Below are 16,025 nucleotides of genomic sequence, written 5' to 3' on the forward strand. Positions count from 1 at the left end.
AAACTTAGAAAGATCATTTGAGTTGTTGGAGAGAGTTGAAGTAGAAAAATATTTTCAGATATATTAAGTGGTAAAGAAAATAATTATCTGAGATTACAAAAATTATTAAATTATATTAGATAAAATGATATAATCTTTTTAAGTGAATCACATAGGCTCAGTCTTAAAAAAGTAAGTACTAGTAACATGAATCAGATATAGGATAAAAGTGCAACATTTGAAATCCTTAATTTACCATTTCTAAACTGTATATAGGATCATAACTTAAGAAGATTACTACAATAAACTAATCATCGCACTGTTTCAGTATACGCCTGAGAATAAGCGTAAGCAGATACTTCAAAGACAAGGTGTTGAGTTATCTAAAGAAATAGAGAATTATAAAGGCCGTCCTTTATCTTATAATGCTAATTCAACCGATAAAAAGCTAGTTACATATGAAAAGATTGTTGAGAGGCTATAGAAAGATGTTCCAACAATGGATTTAGAGATGAAGTAATTCAAGAATACTCTGGTGTAGGAGTTAAGATTATTTTTATAGAGGTTATGGATTTGACCTACATACTTGAGGATATTATAGATTTAGCAAATGCCTTAGAGAAAAAATACAAGCCATAGTAAAATATGGGAAAGTATATACTAATACATTGTGGTATTTGATAAAAGCAAACAAAAAAGTAGAAAGAAGTGATTTTTTTGCCTAAAATTTTGGAAAATGAATTAGATTTCAGAGCAAGCTCATATAAATTATTGATTAATGAAATTGAGCTTAAAAAGAAATATTTGGATAAGCTAGGTACTAATGAAGAACAAATTTTGGGAGAATTGGCTGATTATAATGGTATTAATTCTTCTATGAAATATTTAATAACGAATGAATATTGTACACTTAATGAGGTAAACAATATTCTATCTGAAAATATGAAATATAATTGTAGTAATATATTTTTAGAAAAAACAGTGCATGATTTGACTGATACTCAGATTGAACAGGGATTTGATAACATCAATACATTATACAATAAAGAGTATATGGCAATTAATTACCACACTTATTTAAACACTAAAGATTTTAATTTAATTGACAGAATAACCCCTGATAAGAATCACAATATTTTTTTTCCAAAATTGAAGTACGATTTAGATAAAATTGAAATATTTTGCTTTATTTCTTTTTTTGATAATAAATTAGAGAAACGTTTAAGAATGTGTTGTGTTGAAATAGACAGAAAAACAAACTATACTACTTTTTTTGTAAATGGAACAACTGGAAGTTTAAAAATAGTAAATGACGGTAATACTGATATTTCTTCGCCTAACTCTTTTTTTAAATATGTAAAAAGAATAATTGAAAGATTATTTAAAACTAGATTCAAGGAGAGAACTAATAATATATTAATTGAAAATAGAGAAAGAATGTTCGAGTTTTGTAATGATATGAATAATATTATGATCGGAGACATCTCAGAAGAATTATATGATGAATTGACCTCATTAATCGATGGTCAAATTTCACGTACATTCGGACGAATGGCAAAAATGAATAACCAAGTGAAATCTAATTCTATTGTAAAGAAAAAATTAAATGATAAAATTTTTTCTGCTTATTTAGGAGAATTTATAACGATGGGGTTTAATGAAACAGAATTAAAGAAAAAGGCTAGATTAGTAAATGCACCATGTTATCCCACTAAAATAAGTTTTAAAGGTCATGAATTAGCTAGGGGAAAAGCTATGACAAGAGGCAAAGAATTTCCGTTAACTTTTGAAACAATTTTCTATAGTATTAATACTGATTTAAGTTTAGCTGGGGAGTTAGAAGAATTTACTGTAGCTTGGTTTGACTCTGATTTTTTTGATGATTCTAATGAATTGGAAACTAGCCAAACTACTGTAAAAGTAAAAAAAGACTATTTTTCAATAACGATGGGGAATAAAAAATACAAAAATAAAGGAATGACGGAATTTGTTTTATCAACTATTAGAGAACAGCTCAAAAAAAGAAGTTAAAGTTTTGAATCTTATTGCTTCTAATATCAATGATTTTAGAACGAAAAAAGCATACTATTCTATAATAAGTAATGTACTATCTAAAAATGATGGACTAAGATTTTTTCAAAAAATGTTAAAAAGTGAAGCATTTGAGATAAAAATTCAATATGAATGTGAAGAAGAGTATTATAATGCAATTTTAGCGGAGCAAACATGCGAAATATGTAAAAAAAAAAATAAATGAACATGATTATTTTGAAGTATTTAGACCTAAATATACATCTAAATTAGTTGAATATAATAAAGAAAAATGTGAAGAATATTTTTATCCAGAATCATTAATAGTTATTGAAGATATTAGGGCGAACATACACAGGATAATACCTTTCGTAGGTGCTGGAGTTAGTAAATCAGTAGGGCTACCGTTATGGATGGAATTATTCAAAGAGGCAAAAAAATTTATACCTGCTACTCATCACAATACATTTGATCTTTACTATGAAAAAGGAGATGTAGATAAAATTATAAACTTCATATATGATACTAGTTCTGTTATCAAAAATAAAGAATCATTGAAAATGAAATTAATAGAACCAATTATTAATTCAAAAATAAAAGATGAAATACTGTTAGATTCGATTATTCTGGATATTGTCAGATGTAATTTGGATTATATATTAACAACTAATTATGATAAATTAATTGAAAAAACTGATGCTTTAAAAAATAATTTATACTCTAAATCAAAAAATATTCTAACATTTGAAGGTTTTCAAATGTTGGAAGACTCACAATTTATTTTTCATATTCATGGTGATATAGATTTACTTGGTTCAATGGTTGTTACTAATTCAGATTATGAGACATTATACGAGAACGAAGCTAACAAAAGAATACTAACTGGCTTGATAAATAAACGTTCTATGTTATTCTTAGGTTTCTCATTAAAAGATAAATATTTTTCTGAAGAATTTACAAATATTTGTGAATCAAATAAAGGCTATTGTACAAATTATTTTGTGATGATAAATGGTAATGAAGGACTAAAGAGTGAAATATTAAGAACAAATAATGTTGATTTTGTAAATATAAAAACTTCATCACCTAATGATTATAATATTAAGGAACAATTTGAATTTTTTGTTGACTATATTTTAGGAGAAATAGTAATATAAATAAAATTCTGATTTTTATAGAATGAAAATAAAATTTACTACAGATAAATCTGAAATAATTGGAAACGAATTTAGTATGTGTATGAACTGAGAATAGGATATTTAAATTCTTCATATCTATCCTTTTTGACAAAAACTGGTTTTTGTAGAAAAAATTTTCAAGTTGGATGAATGGTTAGAAAGTATGTTGATTCGTGAAAAAGGGTTGCTTTCACATTTTTTCATTTATTGTATTCCACTGCTATTTAGCACGTCTGGTAGGGGATTTACTATGGAAGGGTCTCAGTGAGTAAAGAGACTTAAACATGAAATAACCAATTATCTTTGAAAAGATAATTGGTTGAAGGCTTCAGAATTTCTCATTACTTATTCTTATTCAAGTACTTTTCCAAATACTCGATCTTTGCTAGATCCTTATGATTATTTTTATCTGCACGGTAACTATCTTTAGCGGAACGTTGATAGACTTTCAAATATTGTTCCGCTGTAGGTAAGTAAAAGGAACAGTCGTCGATCCTGATTAGAGAGAGTTCATTAAGTGGAATACCTGCAAAGCCGAGAAGACTGTCCATACTGCCAAACTGGATGGTATAAGAATCTTTTGCAAATTCATGTTCGTGTAAATCAACTAGTTGGTAATTCAACGTTTCCATAATTTTCATGATGCTTTGCCATTTGTGCAAGCGATCTTTGTCGGGTGCCTCCCAACCCCGTGGATCGCCAGGAACATGGATGTCAATGTCTCTTGGTTGCCAGTCGATATCTGTTAAGTAAGACAAGCCTAATGAACCTAGTAGTAGCGGAGTAATCTGCTGCCTGTTTAATTTTTGCGTGATCAATAAAAATTCTTTGAAATAAAGTTCCATGGATTTTCTCCTTTTCTTTGGTTGTATTTATTGTATCAAAGTGGATGTCTAATTTTCCATTTCATCCTGAAAACAAAACTAGATTCTCTCAAAAAGTGAATCTAGTTTTTTTATTTCTTGTATTTAAGAAGTGAAGTTGGTGAGTAACTATAAATTTGACTATAGGAGTTGTAAAAATTGAGTGTGAATGGCTTAGTCTTCCTATTTTTGGTACACTTGATTTACTATCAATCAGAAAGTTGGTGACAGATTGAACCTAGAAGCACAAAAATATTGGGAAAGCTTTTGCTTAAAAAATGGTGTGCCACAAGCATCATTATATGAAATTTTTGCTTTTGGAAATACGAAAGAACACGCAGATGAATTAGCAGATTTGGTATTAAAAGGGAAGAAAACAGGGACAAGCTCAGGGTATGAGCTTTACCAAATGGATAACGAACCATTACCTAAAGTTGGTGACTACTCCGTCGTGGTGAATAGCTCTAAAGTACCGATAGGCATTATCCAGACTGTCGAAGTGTTGATCCTACCTTGGAAAGAAATCACCGAAGAACTGGCAGCTACAGAAGGTGAAGGCGACTTATCTCTTATGTATTGGCAAAAGGGGCATTACAATTATTTCAAACCTTACTATGAAGAACATGGACTATTGCTCAATGAAGAAACAAAAATCGTCTTTGAACGATTCCAACTTGTTGATCGATATTTGCCGAAAAAAGAGGAAACCAATGCGTATTGATTTAGTAGAAGAAGCAATAGAAAAGAAAAAAATCGTCCAAGAAGTCTTGAATGATTTGCCAGAATGGTTTGGCTTGCCAGATTCGACACAAGAATACATCGAGAACTGCCAAAAATATCCGTTGTGGGTCTTGCAAGAAACAAATGAATCAATAGGGTTTATCAGTTTAAAAGAAACAAGTAAAGCCACCGGTGAGATCTATTGTATGGGGATAAAAAAAACCTATCATCATCGAGGATTAGGTAAGCGATTACTAGGTGAACTAGAATCCTATGCAAGAGAACATTACCTATTTTTACAAGTGAAAACGGTCGCCGAAGGGCATTACGCTATCTATGATCAGACGATTGGATTCTATCGAAGGATGGGTTTTGTTGAGCTAGAAGTGTTCCCAACCTTATGGGATGAATGGAATCCATGTTTGGTAATGCTAAAAAGTCTTAACTAAAAAAGAAAGCGAAGTTGGAACTCTCGCACATGACAGCTGTCGTTCGTGGTCGTAAATGTTCGACAGAAGTCTTTACGGAGATCTTTGATGCAAAAGAAGTGTATTCGAGTAAGGAAAACAATACTCCTTATTTCCAGAAACATTCTTATTGATCGGTGATCTGTGGGTGGCATTGAGGGAAGATAAGCAGACAAAGCTTCTCAAAACCTACAATCATATTGATTTTTCAAATCTCTCCGGAACATCTTCTTTGATATAAAGAACAACTTCGTCTTCTAGACCTCAAAATTGAAGAAGAACGTTCGCGGGTAGCAGTAGACATCCATGCGGGCAATCTAAATGATCGTTTGAAGTGGTATGAAGAATAACTATAAGTTTTCAGGAGTAATGGGATGATTAAAAAAGTGAAGAAACTAGACCAAGAGATAATGGACCGACTACTAGGTATTTGGTTAACGACCAATATCAGGACACATGATTTTATTGATGCGACATATTGGTATGAGAAAAAAGCATTGTTGATAAAAGAATTGCCAAAAGCAGAAATTTATTATTGTGAAATGAATAGTCAGATTGTTGGTTTTATGGGCATCGTAGATGAATCTTATTTGGCTGGCATTTTTGTAGAGTCAACATATCAAAATAGAAAAATCGGACAAAAATTGATTGAAGCTGCTAAAAAAGAAAAAGAACGAATAAGCTTGCATGTTTATGGTAAAAATAAAGGAGCAATACGATTCTACTATAAAAATGACTTTAGAAAAGTGGATGAACAAATGGATGAATCGACGGGTGAGAAAGAATACCTCATGGTGTGGGAAAGAAATAGACAGATTTAATGACTACAAACCATGGGCAGTCTACCTACGCCTAGGTGTAAAAAAACAAGATCAATCTTTGAAGGTGGATCTTGTTTTTTCTATGGGATTACTAGCGATCAAGAAGTATAAACGGCAGACTTGCGAGGAAAGCGATCACTCCACAAATGAGTCCAAACAAAATGACGATGCCTACTTTTTCGATCCGATTTCTGACCTTGTTTCTTTGTTTACGTAGAGGTGCTACTTCTTTGTTTTCCATGAATGCAACGATTTCTTTGTAGGTTTTGATATTCTCTTGTTTTTTGAGTCCCTCAACTTTTATTGCGCCGTACATGCTGGCAATCCAAAAGATCAAGGGAAAAGCTAATCGCCAATTACCGGGTAAAAATAAGGATGGGCCTACTGAAATCAAGGTGAGAAGCATGAAAAATAGCATGATTTTGGTATATTTGTTCAGTTCAGTAAGGGTAACATTTTCTTTCATCTTTTCTACATCTCCTTTGACTAATTCATCCAAAGAAACGTCAAATAGGACACTCAGCAATAATAAATTATGAATATCAGGATAACTGCGTTCATTCTCCCAGTTTGAAATCGTTTGTCTTGATACATATAATTTTTCGGCTAATTCTTCTTGGGAGAAAGCTAGTTGTTTGCGATATTTTTTTATTTGATGACTTAAGTCCATAGTATCCGCTCCTTCTTATCTCAGTGTGATCGAAGAGGTCAAAATCGACGATCAAAAGAAACGTCAAATAGGACACTCAGCAATAATAAATTATGAATATCAGGATAACTGCGTTCATTCTCCCAGTTTGAAATCGTTTGTCTTGATACATATAATTTTTCGGCTAATTCTTCTTGGGAGAAAGCTAGTTGTTTGCGATATTTTTTTATTTGATGACTTAAGTCCATAGTATCCGCTCCTTCTTATCTCAGTGTGATCGAAGAGGTCAAAATCGACGATCAAAGGTTTTTGTCATTGCCAGATTTAGCATGTAAAAAGTCTTTGACATGCTTTAAAATGCTGTTTTGTCAGTTTTGTTGGTTATTTGTTATGTAAATGGCGGATCATTGCTTTATTAAAAACCATACGTTTTTTTTGAATAAACTAACGATCCCTTGAATTTATGATATCATACACTTAATCCTGAAAGGATTAATGGATTGGAGGAATGGTTTTGGAGAAGTCAACAAGTGTAGAAAAGAAGAAAGTTTATTTTTTATGTACAGGAAATTCTTGCAGAAGTCAGATCGCTGAAGGGTATGGCCACGAATATCTGGAAGATCAATTTGAAGTTCGGAGCGCGGGAGTAGAGACACATGGATTAAATCCACGTGCAGTAAAAGTGATGGAAGAAGATGGCATCGACATCACGAGTCAAACGTCAGACTTGATTGACCCAGATTATTTTAATCATGCCGACTTGATCATCACTCTGTGCGGAGATGCGTTGGATAAATGTCCAGTGATTCCTGCTCATATTCGTCATGAACATTGGGATTTAGAAGATCCAGCAAAAGCGACTGGGACAGAAGAAGAAATTATTGCTGAATTTAGAAAAACTCGCGAAATCATCAAAGATAAAATCAAGAATATCGCTAACTAAGCGTAGAAAAATATGTATTGATAATATTGGTCTAAGAAAAATCAAGTGAGCATTGAATGGACGCGATAGACTAAGTTGTGAGGTGAGAGGATGAAAGAGCTGAACCGGCTGATCGATTATATCGAAGAACATTTGACAAGTGACATTCAATTAAGCGAAGTAGCCAAACAATCAGGAATCTCGGAGTATCATTTGAAGCGGACTTTCTCGTTTGTTGCAGGAATCACTTTATTTGAATATATCAAGAATCGGCGACTGGCTTGTGCCAATGTAGATCTTGTCAACGGCGCAAGTGCGACAGTGACGGCCTTTGCGTATGGATATCAAACGTTAGAAGGTTTTTCTAGAGCGTTTCGCGACTGGTCAGGTTATTTGCCTTCAGAGGTCAAAAAATCAGGGGTTTGCAAATCTTATCCTAAACTCACCTTTCACTTAGAAATCAAGGGGGGAAATTCAATGGATTATCGAATCGAAGAAAAAGGGACCTTTGCAATTATCGGTGTATCAAAGCGGGTACCGATCCAATTTGTGGGAGTCAATTCATCAATCGTCGAATTAGCAAAAGCGATTACAGAGGAACAAAAAGAGGAAATGCATAGGTTAGGTGATCTTGCACCTAATCAAGTGGTAAATGCCTCTTTTCAATTTGATGAAGGACGCTTGGAAGAAAAGGGCGCTTTGACGCATATGATCGGTTTCTTGACATCAAAAATCGACGAATGTAAAGGGTTAGAGCAACGAATCATTCCTGGACATACTTGGGCGATTTTTCCCAATCAAGGAAGTTTTCCAGAAGTCTTGCAAACGACGATGGCGAATATTTTTTCAGAGTGGCTACCGAACTCTGGGTACGAGTTGGTGGAGGCACCTGAAATCTCCTTTACCAAATGGCTTAATCAAGGGGAAGCGTATAGTGAAGTGTGGATCGCTGTCACAAAGCGACATGGGTAACATTGAAACAAGTCAGTGAAGACGAGTAATATCGAAGAATGAACATTCATTCTAGGATATTGCTCGTCTTTTTTTAGAAATCAGGCATACTAGAATTATAGTTGGATTGGAAACGATTTAAAACACATGTATTTTGAATAAGGAGAAGAATATGAGACCAAAGTCAAAAGAGGAATTATTGATACTCGCAGCTGAAAATTATGAGAAGTTACAGCAGTTGATCGATTCAATACCTGAGGAACAAAGAGAAGCGACATTTGATTTTGAGGAAGTATTTCTTGAAAAGAAAAAAGAAGCACATTGGCGAAGAGATCAAACGATCAAAGACGTGTTGATCCATTTGTACGAGTGGCATTCTTTATTATTAAAATGGGTAAAAAGTAATCAATTGGGAGAAAGCGTATCTTTTTTGCCGGAACCCTATAATTGGCGAACGACAGCCGAGATGAATCGTGCCTTTACAAAAAAACATCAGTCTACTACGTTACGGCAAGCGTCTGACTGGTTGAAGGAAAGCCATGCAGAAGTGATGTTACTGGCGAAAACCTTCGATGACGATCAACTGTTCCAAAAAAACCAGTATTCTTGGGTGGGGAATACAACGCTTGGCAGTTATTTCGTTTCTGCTACTTCGAGTCATTATGATTGGGCAATCAAAAAAATCAAACAAAGTCAAAAGCAGAAGCGAAAACAAAAGGGAAATTAGGTGAAACAAGAACAAAAAAAATAGGAATCAATAAGATTCCCATTTTTTCAAAATCGTTCTTTTTAGTACCAACCGTTAGCTAACCAGAAAGCTTTGGCTGCATCCCAAGAGCCATAACGAGAAGCCACATATTGTTCTGCCACTCTTTCTTGATTGGCAGCAGAGTAGTCACCGTTCAAGTATGAAGAGTCTAATTGGTAACGGCCGATATAACGTCCGTTTGTTGCTGTATAAGAACCGCTAGATTCTTTTTGTGCGATCCATTCTTTGGCATCGTTCGTACCAGTTGAAACAGCGACTTCAGTAGCTGGTGCTTGTTCCACAACTGGCGCTTCTTCTACTACAGGAGCTTGTTCCACTACAGGTGTTTCCACAACTGGAGCTGTTTCTTGAACAGGTTCCACAGGTGCTTGAGTAGCGACAGGTGCAGCTGCTTGCTCACCAGTAGGAATAGTTAATTCTTGACCTGAAAAAATCAGGTGAATGTTTGAGATTGAGTTAGCTTCGGCAATTGTTTGGATCAAGGAGTTGTCACCAACGTATTTTTGAGAAATCGTTGATAAAGTATCACCTGATTGAACAGTGTAGGCTTCGTCTGCGTGTGCAGAAGTACCCATAAATAATGCAGCGCCGGCGGCCAAAGTTGTTCCAAAAAGAATAGTTTTAAGTGATTTCATGAAAAATCTCCTTCGTATTTTAAAAAGTTATTTTGATTAGCTGTTTTCGCTAACGAGTAATACTTTACCATGGGATTATATTTCATAGGTGAAAGATACGTAACAGTTTGTGACAAATGCTCCTTTTTTGTAACAAGAATGTGTTTAAATAATGTGCGTTTTAATTAGAAAAACATCATAAATGAAGAATTGTGCGCTTCTGACATTTGTTTTTTATTAGAAAGATTCAAAATAAAAAAATAGAAAATGCTCAATTTTAGTTTGAAAAGCCGAGAAAAAAGTGAATTTTTTATAAAATTTATACGAAGTGATAGAATAAAAGAAACAAGGAGATGGGATGGATGACGAATATGTATAAAAAAATAATGGTAGCGATTGATGGTTCGGAAAAAGCCGAGAAAGCATTTGGCGAGGCTTTAGAATTAGCGAGAGATAACCAAGCAGAATTATTGATCGTTTCAATTATCAATAAAATCGATTTGACACATAGTGCCTATGCGTTCTCAAAAATCTATGCAGAAGAAAAACAAAAAACAGAAGTGGAACTATTGAAGAGAATCAATGATGCCAAAGAATTTGGGATTGAAACGATTCATGCAATTGTGGAGACCGGTGATCCAAGAACATTGATCGCCACTGTCTTACCAAAACAAGAGTCAATTGATCTTATCGTGATGGGGGCAACAGGTAAAGGCTCGATCCAACAAGCGTTAGTAGGGTCGACAGCTTCTTATGTGGTGACTCATGCGCCTTGTAATGTGTTGGTCGTTAAATAGATGCCGATTACTGATAAGCTACGTTGCTGATTTCCAACGTGGCTTTTTTGTTCGTGAAGAGTAGTACTGGTAACTAAGGATGTTTGTAAAGGTAATAAATCCATAAGATCAATATCGTCAATGAAATAATCAACCCTAGTTCATGTGAAAGTAATTTTGCGGTGGGTTCCCAATGCCGAAGGGAAAATATTTTGTGGGAAAAATAAGCGACTGGTAAAAGTGTCAGCAATACGGAAAATTTACGCTTCGTCCATTTCGTGTAGTAGATTGCTAAAGTTGTCATTAGAAAAAAAGGAACATAAAAAACCAATTGTCCCAAAGTGTCCATATAATATACGCCTCCAAGGAAAAAAGAAATCTATAATTAAAAATAACACTTTGTATGTTTGTGCACAAGAGGATATGTTATAAAATTTCTTGTTTTTTAAATAAAGTTGTTTTTTTGATTCTTGATGTACTTATTGTTATAATTCTTTTAAAGAAAGGGTGTAGTATTTCATGGACCAAGTGATATTAGAAGTTGATCTACATTTAGTAAACAATATCCGTATTTGCTATTATATTGTTAGTAATAGTGTGGAACCGCGAGTGTTAATGAACAAAATCGATGGTATTTTATCAAAAAAGGATGTCCATCAATTTAACGATGGAGAAGAAAGTTACTACAGTATTCCAGTTGAAAAAGTGATTTATACGAAAGTGAACGTGCGAAAAGATTTAGATACGAAAGAAATACATGCGCCGATCTTCACTGAATATTGAAATAAGCTGGAGGCAATCAAAGATGAATCCCTATGAACAAATGATCCAAGAGTTGATGGATGGAAAAATCCAAAAAATAGAGGTCAAACGTGAGGAAGTCATGGCTTTTCGTGAAGCGTGGTTAAAAATTGAGAATCGCAAGTTTGTTGTTGGAAAGGCCGAACTGAATGGTAATGTGACGTACCACTATGACCCAACAAGATTGTATTAAAAGTAGGGTTTGATAGAAGTGTGGCGATTTGGAGATCAATCGTTTATTTTGAAGCACAAGAAATCCTAACAAAAAATCCCCGACAATCCTTGATTGTTGAGGATTTTTTTGTTTCTAGATCATGACAGAATCGCTCCGATCATCCCTATGAAAATATAAATTTTATTTGAATAGATTTTTGAATTTATCCGTTATTCCTTGAAAATCGACATTTTGGAGAAATTCTTGGGCTTTTTCTTTGTAAGGACCTAGTTGTTCTTTATGCTCTTCGAAAAATGTTTTGGCTTCAGTGAAATTGCCACTTTGGACCAGATCTTTGATTTTCTGAAGTATTTCTTCTTTATTCATAATGAAACACATCCTTTCTTTCCTATTATAATAGCAAAAATCTATGAAATTTTGTAAAAATAACTTCTGTGCTAAAGTCCGATAAAAAACTCGATCTAGAGACGGATGAATGTGATTTTTTTACAGGCTATACTCAAAGAGTAAAGAGGAGGTAGGAAAATGAAAGTAATCAAAGTATTAGTAGGTGCCGTTGTATTCAGTGGGTTGGCGTTATTTGGCTTGAAGTTTTATACCCAAGACGCTACTGGAGAATTACCAGCAGTAATAGACCAATTGAATCCGTTAGTCACTAAGGGAGAAGTGTATGTCAAAACAAAACAGCCTGATGAAGTCAATTCGTTTGGGACAGCAAAATATATCCAAAAGGCAGTTGACGCTAATGGCAACGAACGCGAAATTGAATTTAACGGGTTATCTGTTTTAAAAAAAGACCGTTACTTGAGATTGACGAATAAAGGCGCTCATGTAGAAACATACGAAGAAATTTCCAAAGAAGAGGTACCTAAAGAAGCATTAGCTATAATTGGTTGATTTTATTTTTATTATGTAAACTAAGCATCGAATTAAAAAATAAGCCTAAGAATAATTGATTAATAACTTAATCATTCGTTCTTAGGTTTATTTTATTTTCTCGCCATGCTCAATTTCAATTGATCGATCCGCCGTTCCAGTTTTTTGATCAAACCAACAGGCAAGCCGATGATCTCAGCGGATGCTAAGACAGAAGAGAGCAACTGATATTCAAGTGCTTCTGCATGGATTTTACGATAGATGGTGGCTAGACGTTCGATGTACTCAAAATGAGTATAGCCAGTTTGAATGATCAAAAATTTCAACAAATCAATGGCTTTCTCGTAGTCTTGCTCAGAATAATAAGCCAATGCTTGTCGATAAAGTTTGATTTCAAGTAAATCGAGGGAAGCAGGGCTGTATCGGTTCGTCCATTCATTGACTGACACTTTTTTTTGGATGTTACCAGCAGTATCACGGACGAAGATGATTGGGATTTCATTTGGATCCGCCTTTTTATGAATAAATCGTTCCACAGATTCTTGCTCCTTCCATGCTTTGTTAGCTTGAGTATAAGCTATTTTTCTAGGAAATACTAGTTCTTTTCTAAAGTAAGCATTTGTCCGCCCATGGCAGTAAATACTTGCTCAAAGTCGTCGATTGGTACCGCACGATTTTTTATGCCATAAGGATCATTGACATAGATCGATTGATCGTCGTAGCCAGTTACAACACAGGCATGGACTAATGGCGTGACTTGTACTTCACCGTTTGCAGTCGTCCAAGTCATGAAATCATTTTCTGTCGGCACTTGAAAATCGATCGTGACAGAAGCCCAAACAGGTTTTTCTTCTTTTAACGCAGTTTTGATATCAGTTAAGTTTGCATCCGTTTGCGGTTCGGTATGATAATCGGTTTGCACGATTTCTTGAGCTAACGTAGCGATTGGCGGAACATAGACACCCATTGCCCAGTCACCACCCCAAATCTCACCAACGAACCCTTCATTTGGATCGCCATGAGTGCCATCGGCATTAAAAACGGGGACATAATTTAATTGTTCGGCTAATTGATTCTTGGTTGTTTCGTAGCCATAGAAGCGCAGCAACATCGACAAGGCAGTAACTTCACAGCCATTCTCTAGTGCAGGTTCATCGAATTGGTTCTCAAGAGGTACATCGAGAAGCACTTGTTTTTCTTCGGCTTTGATCGTTTGCTCTACGTTTTCATCCAACATCGCTTTTTGATCTTCTGTTTGTTTATGTGTAAAGTAAAAGACGCTTGAAAACAATACTAGTGCTGCACCACCTAGCAGTAATCGTTTTTTACTTTTTTGTTTTGACATGAAATACTCCCCCAGACTTCTTTCTATTATAATTGTTTTTCTAAAAAAAACTACATGAATCTGCCTGATCAAATGTAAAAAACAAGGAAAAACAGTCCCAAAAACGATTTTTTTATTATGTTTAGCTGTTAAAATTTGTGAAAACGAAAACAGTACGCTATAATGCGGATAGATCAAATAAGAGTTTGATCAAATCACCACTAACGAAACACACAGATAAAACGAAATGATTTTCTGTGGCAAACTGTTTGAGTAGTTTAGGAGGATTTTGATGACGGAAGAAATGATTAATTTAGGAGAACAATATTCATGTAGGCCCATTGGTTTTACCAAATCAGTTGTTGGAGAAGTTGTTTCAAAAATGACGAATTGCGCCGTAGTCAAAGTTGCCCAATGCGCTATAGAAGATCAAGAATTATTAGAAGAAAAAGCTAGCATGGTAGTAGCTAAATATGATACATTTGAATAAGAAAATATGGACATGCAACATCGAATGATCATGTTGCAGGTCCTTTTAAGGTTATGAAAGGGGCATTGAACACTAAGGCATAAGATAGAAAAAACGAAAACGCCTATTTCATTTTTGAGTTTTTTGGCTTATGACCGAAGTGCTGCTCCTTGAATACCGTTTGTTCAGTTAGAGGGGACATGATTTACCCCTTTGATTTTCTAGTTTCAAGAGTTGAAAATAAAGGTGTGGATCGATAAGATGGTTTCCTTTTTTACAATAGTTCTTTTTTTATTTGTCATCGTCATGTGCTTATTTTTATGGCTTGTACGACGAGAGATCGTTTATAAAACGGTTCGGAATCGCTGGGTCTATTTAGTTGTTCCGTTCCTTGCTGTACTGGTTTTATGGTATACATTGGTCAGTCAACCAACCACTGATGAGTTAGTGAAAGGCGTCTTGGCTTCTCTTGTGTTATTGAGTTTCTTGTTAGATAGTCGAGGACTTACTACAGAAGGGCTAGTTTTGAACAGCTTTGACCGTCGTGGAGTGCCATATTCTGAAATCAACAAAGTCGTTCTTTACCAACCAAAAGATTCGAAAGAAGTCAAAATGAATTTTTTCCGGAACGGTTGGCGTGGCCCGCTATTGAAATTTTCTGTCTCATTAGAAGAATTGATTCCTTTTTTAGCAAAACACTTAAATGATGATGCAGAACTTGATATCATGATCGAGCATGAGGATGAATGATCCATTGAAATGACAAAAAGACAGCTCCTTCTTTTAGTAGAGGGAGCTGTCTTTTTGTATTAGTAGAATTAGCCAAACACGCGGAAACGATCGGCATCGTTCATATATTCTTTTTCGCCAGCTGGAGATTCAGGTGAACCAAAGACTAATTGTGCACGTAATTTCCAGTTTGCAGGAATCGACCATTCTTTTGCGACAGCTTCATCGATCACTGGATTGTAATGTTGTAGGTTTGCACCTAAACCTTCTTCGCTTAATGCCACCCAAGTATTGGCTGTAGCAATACCATTTGATTGTTCTGACCAATCAGGGAAGTTATCTGCATATAATGCAAATTGCTCTTGCAAGTTTTTGATCACATCTGTGTCTTTGAAGAACAAGACAGTACCATAACCTTTTTTGAAACTAGCTAATTTGTTTTGAGTATTTGGGAAAGCATCAGCAGGTGTCAGTGGACGTAAAGCTTCTTCTGTCATTTCCCATAATTTTTCATGTGCATCGCCAAATAAGATTACTGCACGTGTTGATTGCGCATTGAAAGCAGTAGGGCTTTCTTTGATTGCTTCTTGGATCAATGTTGTTAATTCTTCATTTGATTGTGATACGTTACGGCCTAGATCATAGATCGAACGGCGGTTTTTTAAGATATTTGTAAATTCAGTCATAGATTAGTTCTCCTTTAATTCGCTTTTCTGCGTTTTTTTCTTGATGACAAAACGAAGTATATCATCTTACAAAAAGTAAGTAAAACAAAATGCTCAACAAAATGTACGAATAGAAAAAAGATGTTCTTTTACATAAAAAATTTGTTACGAGACCGTTTACATACTGAATATACCGACATTTAAGCTTTATGATATAAAGTAGACTATATAATTATTAAAAATAAC

Annotated in this window: 24 protein-coding genes and 1 pseudogene; 16 read left to right on the forward strand and 9 right to left on the reverse strand. The window is 34.6% G+C overall.

Features of this window, described 5'->3' with window-relative positions; all coding sequences use genetic code 11:
- Positions 1–696: 696 nt before the first annotated feature.
- From IGI79_RS06065 to IGI79_RS06075, 3 genes are all read left to right on the forward strand, one after another.
- Complete coding sequence (locus tag IGI79_RS06065) at positions 697–2,010, forward strand: hypothetical protein (protein WP_195274517.1); 1,314 nt, start codon at positions 697–699, stop codon at positions 2,008–2,010.
- Positions 2,011–2,014: 4 nt separating this feature from the next.
- Positions 2,015–2,236 carry a hypothetical protein gene (locus IGI79_RS06070; RefSeq protein ID WP_229054107.1) on the forward strand — a complete coding sequence of 74 codons (222 nt, stop codon included), beginning with the start codon at positions 2,015–2,017 and terminating at the stop codon, positions 2,234–2,236.
- Positions 2,237–2,423: 187 nt separating this feature from the next.
- Positions 2,424–3,167 carry an SIR2 family NAD-dependent protein deacylase gene (locus IGI79_RS06075; RefSeq protein WP_229054109.1) on the forward strand — a complete coding sequence of 248 codons (744 nt, stop codon included), beginning with the start codon at positions 2,424–2,426 and terminating at the stop codon, positions 3,165–3,167.
- A 362-nt stretch (positions 3,168–3,529) separates the two neighbouring features.
- On the opposite strand, the gene IGI79_RS06080 is transcribed toward IGI79_RS06075, so the two are convergent.
- Positions 3,530–4,033, reverse strand: coding sequence for a phosphoribosylanthranilate isomerase (locus tag IGI79_RS06080; protein WP_195274519.1), 504 nt, complete (start codon positions 4,031–4,033; stop codon positions 3,530–3,532).
- Positions 4,034–4,283: 250 nt separating this feature from the next.
- Here IGI79_RS06080 and IGI79_RS06085 point away from each other — a divergent pair, with 250 nt between their 5' ends.
- From IGI79_RS06085 to IGI79_RS06100, 4 genes are all read left to right on the forward strand, one after another.
- Positions 4,284–4,772, forward strand: a complete 489-nt coding sequence (locus IGI79_RS06085) for an ASCH domain-containing protein (RefSeq protein WP_207463599.1) — start codon at positions 4,284–4,286, stop codon at positions 4,770–4,772.
- A complete protein-coding gene (locus IGI79_RS06090; protein ID WP_195274543.1) occupies positions 4,762–5,220 on the forward strand; it encodes a GNAT family N-acetyltransferase in 459 nt (152 codons plus the stop codon). The genes IGI79_RS06085 and IGI79_RS06090 overlap by 11 nt, the downstream gene beginning before the upstream one ends.
- 29 nt (positions 5,221–5,249) lie before the next feature.
- Entirely contained in the window at positions 5,250–5,372 is a 123-nt protein-coding gene (locus tag IGI79_RS06095; protein ID WP_267472077.1) for a hypothetical protein, read from the forward strand.
- 240 nt (positions 5,373–5,612) lie between these two features.
- Positions 5,613–6,059, forward strand: a complete 447-nt coding sequence (locus IGI79_RS06100; RefSeq protein ID WP_195274545.1) for a GNAT family N-acetyltransferase — start codon at positions 5,613–5,615, stop codon at positions 6,057–6,059.
- Between the two features lie 91 nt (positions 6,060–6,150).
- Here IGI79_RS06100 and IGI79_RS06105 read toward each other — a convergent pair whose 3' ends face one another.
- Positions 6,151–6,729, reverse strand: a complete 579-nt coding sequence (locus IGI79_RS06105) for a helix-turn-helix domain-containing protein (protein ID WP_104776883.1) — start codon at positions 6,727–6,729, stop codon at positions 6,151–6,153.
- A 47-nt stretch (positions 6,730–6,776) separates the two neighbouring features.
- A pseudogene (locus IGI79_RS06110) lies at positions 6,777–6,956 on the reverse strand (helix-turn-helix transcriptional regulator); the annotation flags it as partial.
- A 260-nt stretch (positions 6,957–7,216) separates the two neighbouring features.
- On the opposite strand from IGI79_RS06110, the gene arsC reads away from it, so the two are divergent.
- From arsC to IGI79_RS06125, 3 genes are all read left to right on the forward strand, one after another.
- Entirely contained in the window at positions 7,217–7,651 is a 435-nt protein-coding gene (gene arsC / locus IGI79_RS06115) for an arsenate reductase (thioredoxin) (RefSeq protein ID WP_108146534.1), read from the forward strand.
- Between the two features lie 90 nt (positions 7,652–7,741).
- Positions 7,742–8,602, forward strand: coding sequence for an AraC family transcriptional regulator (locus IGI79_RS06120; protein ID WP_195274547.1), 861 nt, complete (start codon positions 7,742–7,744; stop codon positions 8,600–8,602).
- A gap of 151 nt (positions 8,603–8,753) precedes the next feature.
- A complete protein-coding gene (locus IGI79_RS06125; RefSeq protein ID WP_195274549.1) occupies positions 8,754–9,308 on the forward strand; it encodes a ClbS/DfsB family four-helix bundle protein in 555 nt (184 codons plus the stop codon).
- A 62-nt stretch (positions 9,309–9,370) separates the two neighbouring features.
- Here the strand turns inward: IGI79_RS06125 and IGI79_RS06130 are convergent, their stop codons facing one another.
- Entirely contained in the window at positions 9,371–9,985 is a 615-nt protein-coding gene (locus IGI79_RS06130) for a LysM peptidoglycan-binding domain-containing protein (protein WP_074799681.1), read from the reverse strand.
- A gap of 341 nt (positions 9,986–10,326) precedes the next feature.
- Between IGI79_RS06130 and IGI79_RS06135 the strand changes: the two genes are divergently transcribed.
- Positions 10,327–10,761, forward strand: a complete 435-nt coding sequence (locus IGI79_RS06135) for a universal stress protein (protein ID WP_023519554.1) — start codon at positions 10,327–10,329, stop codon at positions 10,759–10,761.
- Between the two features lie 73 nt (positions 10,762–10,834).
- Here IGI79_RS06135 and IGI79_RS06140 read toward each other — a convergent pair whose 3' ends face one another.
- A complete protein-coding gene (locus tag IGI79_RS06140) occupies positions 10,835–11,089 on the reverse strand; it encodes a glucose uptake protein (RefSeq protein ID WP_108146531.1) in 255 nt (84 codons plus the stop codon).
- 170 nt (positions 11,090–11,259) lie between these two features.
- Between IGI79_RS06140 and IGI79_RS06145 the strand changes: the two genes are divergently transcribed.
- Together IGI79_RS06145 and IGI79_RS06150 are read left to right on the forward strand one after the other, a co-directional pair.
- Positions 11,260–11,523 carry a hypothetical protein gene (locus IGI79_RS06145; protein ID WP_108146530.1) on the forward strand — a complete coding sequence of 88 codons (264 nt, stop codon included), beginning with the start codon at positions 11,260–11,262 and terminating at the stop codon, positions 11,521–11,523.
- A 22-nt stretch (positions 11,524–11,545) separates the two neighbouring features.
- A complete protein-coding gene (locus IGI79_RS06150) occupies positions 11,546–11,734 on the forward strand; it encodes a hypothetical protein (RefSeq protein ID WP_019724086.1) in 189 nt (62 codons plus the stop codon).
- A 162-nt stretch (positions 11,735–11,896) separates the two neighbouring features.
- Here IGI79_RS06150 and IGI79_RS06155 read toward each other — a convergent pair whose 3' ends face one another.
- Positions 11,897–12,082, reverse strand: coding sequence for a hypothetical protein (locus IGI79_RS06155; protein ID WP_019724087.1), 186 nt, complete (start codon positions 12,080–12,082; stop codon positions 11,897–11,899).
- A gap of 159 nt (positions 12,083–12,241) precedes the next feature.
- Between IGI79_RS06155 and IGI79_RS06160 the strand changes: the two genes are divergently transcribed.
- Positions 12,242–12,613: a YxeA family protein gene (locus IGI79_RS06160; RefSeq protein ID WP_019724088.1), complete on the forward strand. Its 372-nt coding sequence runs from the start codon at positions 12,242–12,244 to the stop codon at positions 12,611–12,613.
- A gap of 92 nt (positions 12,614–12,705) precedes the next feature.
- Here IGI79_RS06160 and IGI79_RS06165 read toward each other — a convergent pair whose 3' ends face one another.
- On the reverse strand, positions 12,706–13,128 hold the full coding sequence (locus tag IGI79_RS06165) for a hypothetical protein (RefSeq protein WP_065095893.1): 423 nt from the start codon (positions 13,126–13,128) through the stop codon (positions 12,706–12,708).
- Positions 13,129–13,187: 59 nt separating this feature from the next.
- Entirely contained in the window at positions 13,188–13,937 is a 750-nt protein-coding gene (locus tag IGI79_RS06170; protein WP_065095894.1) for a C39 family peptidase, read from the reverse strand.
- A gap of 271 nt (positions 13,938–14,208) precedes the next feature.
- Between IGI79_RS06170 and IGI79_RS06175 the strand changes: the two genes are divergently transcribed.
- On the forward strand, positions 14,209–14,406 hold the full coding sequence (locus tag IGI79_RS06175) for a hypothetical protein (protein WP_010735604.1): 198 nt from the start codon (positions 14,209–14,211) through the stop codon (positions 14,404–14,406).
- A 240-nt stretch (positions 14,407–14,646) separates the two neighbouring features.
- Positions 14,647–15,135 carry a hypothetical protein gene (locus IGI79_RS06180; RefSeq protein ID WP_019724091.1) on the forward strand — a complete coding sequence of 163 codons (489 nt, stop codon included), beginning with the start codon at positions 14,647–14,649 and terminating at the stop codon, positions 15,133–15,135.
- Positions 15,136–15,203: 68 nt separating this feature from the next.
- On the opposite strand, the gene IGI79_RS06185 is transcribed toward IGI79_RS06180, so the two are convergent.
- Complete coding sequence (locus IGI79_RS06185) at positions 15,204–15,800, reverse strand: nitroreductase family protein (RefSeq protein WP_010735602.1); 597 nt, start codon at positions 15,798–15,800, stop codon at positions 15,204–15,206.
- Positions 15,801–16,025 lie beyond the last annotated feature (225 nt).

Source organism: Enterococcus sp. AZ084, assembly GCF_051714905.1.
GTDB classification, from domain to species: Bacteria; Bacillota; Bacilli; order Lactobacillales; family Enterococcaceae; genus Enterococcus_B; species Enterococcus_B pernyi.

Excerpts from the sequence above, each read along its gene's own strand:
- IGI79_RS06075 (WP_229054109.1), top strand. The coding sequence starts at position 2,424 with ATGGAATTATTCAAAGAGGCAAAAAAATTTATACCTGCTACTCATCAC.
- IGI79_RS06080 (WP_195274519.1), bottom strand. The coding sequence starts at position 4,033 with ATGGAACTTTATTTCAAAGAATTTTTATTGATCACGCAAAAATTAAAC.
- IGI79_RS06090 (WP_195274543.1), top strand. The coding sequence starts at position 4,762 with ATGCGTATTGATTTAGTAGAAGAAGCAATAGAAAAGAAAAAAATCGTC.
- IGI79_RS06095 (WP_267472077.1), top strand. The coding sequence starts at position 5,250 with ATGACAGCTGTCGTTCGTGGTCGTAAATGTTCGACAGAAGTCTTTACG.
- IGI79_RS06100 (WP_195274545.1), top strand. The coding sequence starts at position 5,613 with ATGATTAAAAAAGTGAAGAAACTAGACCAAGAGATAATGGACCGACTA.
- IGI79_RS06105 (WP_104776883.1), bottom strand. The coding sequence starts at position 6,729 with ATGGACTTAAGTCATCAAATAAAAAAATATCGCAAACAACTAGCTTTC.
- arsC (WP_108146534.1), top strand. The coding sequence starts at position 7,217 with ATGGTTTTGGAGAAGTCAACAAGTGTAGAAAAGAAGAAAGTTTATTTT.
- IGI79_RS06120 (WP_195274547.1), top strand. The coding sequence starts at position 7,742 with ATGAAAGAGCTGAACCGGCTGATCGATTATATCGAAGAACATTTGACA.
- IGI79_RS06125 (WP_195274549.1), top strand. The coding sequence starts at position 8,754 with ATGAGACCAAAGTCAAAAGAGGAATTATTGATACTCGCAGCTGAAAAT.
- IGI79_RS06130 (WP_074799681.1), bottom strand. The coding sequence starts at position 9,985 with ATGAAATCACTTAAAACTATTCTTTTTGGAACAACTTTGGCCGCCGGC.
- IGI79_RS06135 (WP_023519554.1), top strand. The coding sequence starts at position 10,327 with ATGACGAATATGTATAAAAAAATAATGGTAGCGATTGATGGTTCGGAA.
- IGI79_RS06140 (WP_108146531.1), bottom strand. The coding sequence starts at position 11,089 with ATGGACACTTTGGGACAATTGGTTTTTTATGTTCCTTTTTTTCTAATG.
- IGI79_RS06145 (WP_108146530.1), top strand. The coding sequence starts at position 11,260 with ATGGACCAAGTGATATTAGAAGTTGATCTACATTTAGTAAACAATATC.
- IGI79_RS06150 (WP_019724086.1), top strand. The coding sequence starts at position 11,546 with ATGAATCCCTATGAACAAATGATCCAAGAGTTGATGGATGGAAAAATC.
- IGI79_RS06155 (WP_019724087.1), bottom strand. The coding sequence starts at position 12,082 with ATGAATAAAGAAGAAATACTTCAGAAAATCAAAGATCTGGTCCAAAGT.
- IGI79_RS06160 (WP_019724088.1), top strand. The coding sequence starts at position 12,242 with ATGAAAGTAATCAAAGTATTAGTAGGTGCCGTTGTATTCAGTGGGTTG.
- IGI79_RS06170 (WP_065095894.1), bottom strand. The coding sequence starts at position 13,937 with ATGTCAAAACAAAAAAGTAAAAAACGATTACTGCTAGGTGGTGCAGCA.
- IGI79_RS06175 (WP_010735604.1), top strand. The coding sequence starts at position 14,209 with ATGACGGAAGAAATGATTAATTTAGGAGAACAATATTCATGTAGGCCC.
- IGI79_RS06180 (WP_019724091.1), top strand. The coding sequence starts at position 14,647 with ATGGTTTCCTTTTTTACAATAGTTCTTTTTTTATTTGTCATCGTCATG.
- IGI79_RS06185 (WP_010735602.1), bottom strand. The coding sequence starts at position 15,800 with ATGACTGAATTTACAAATATCTTAAAAAACCGCCGTTCGATCTATGAT.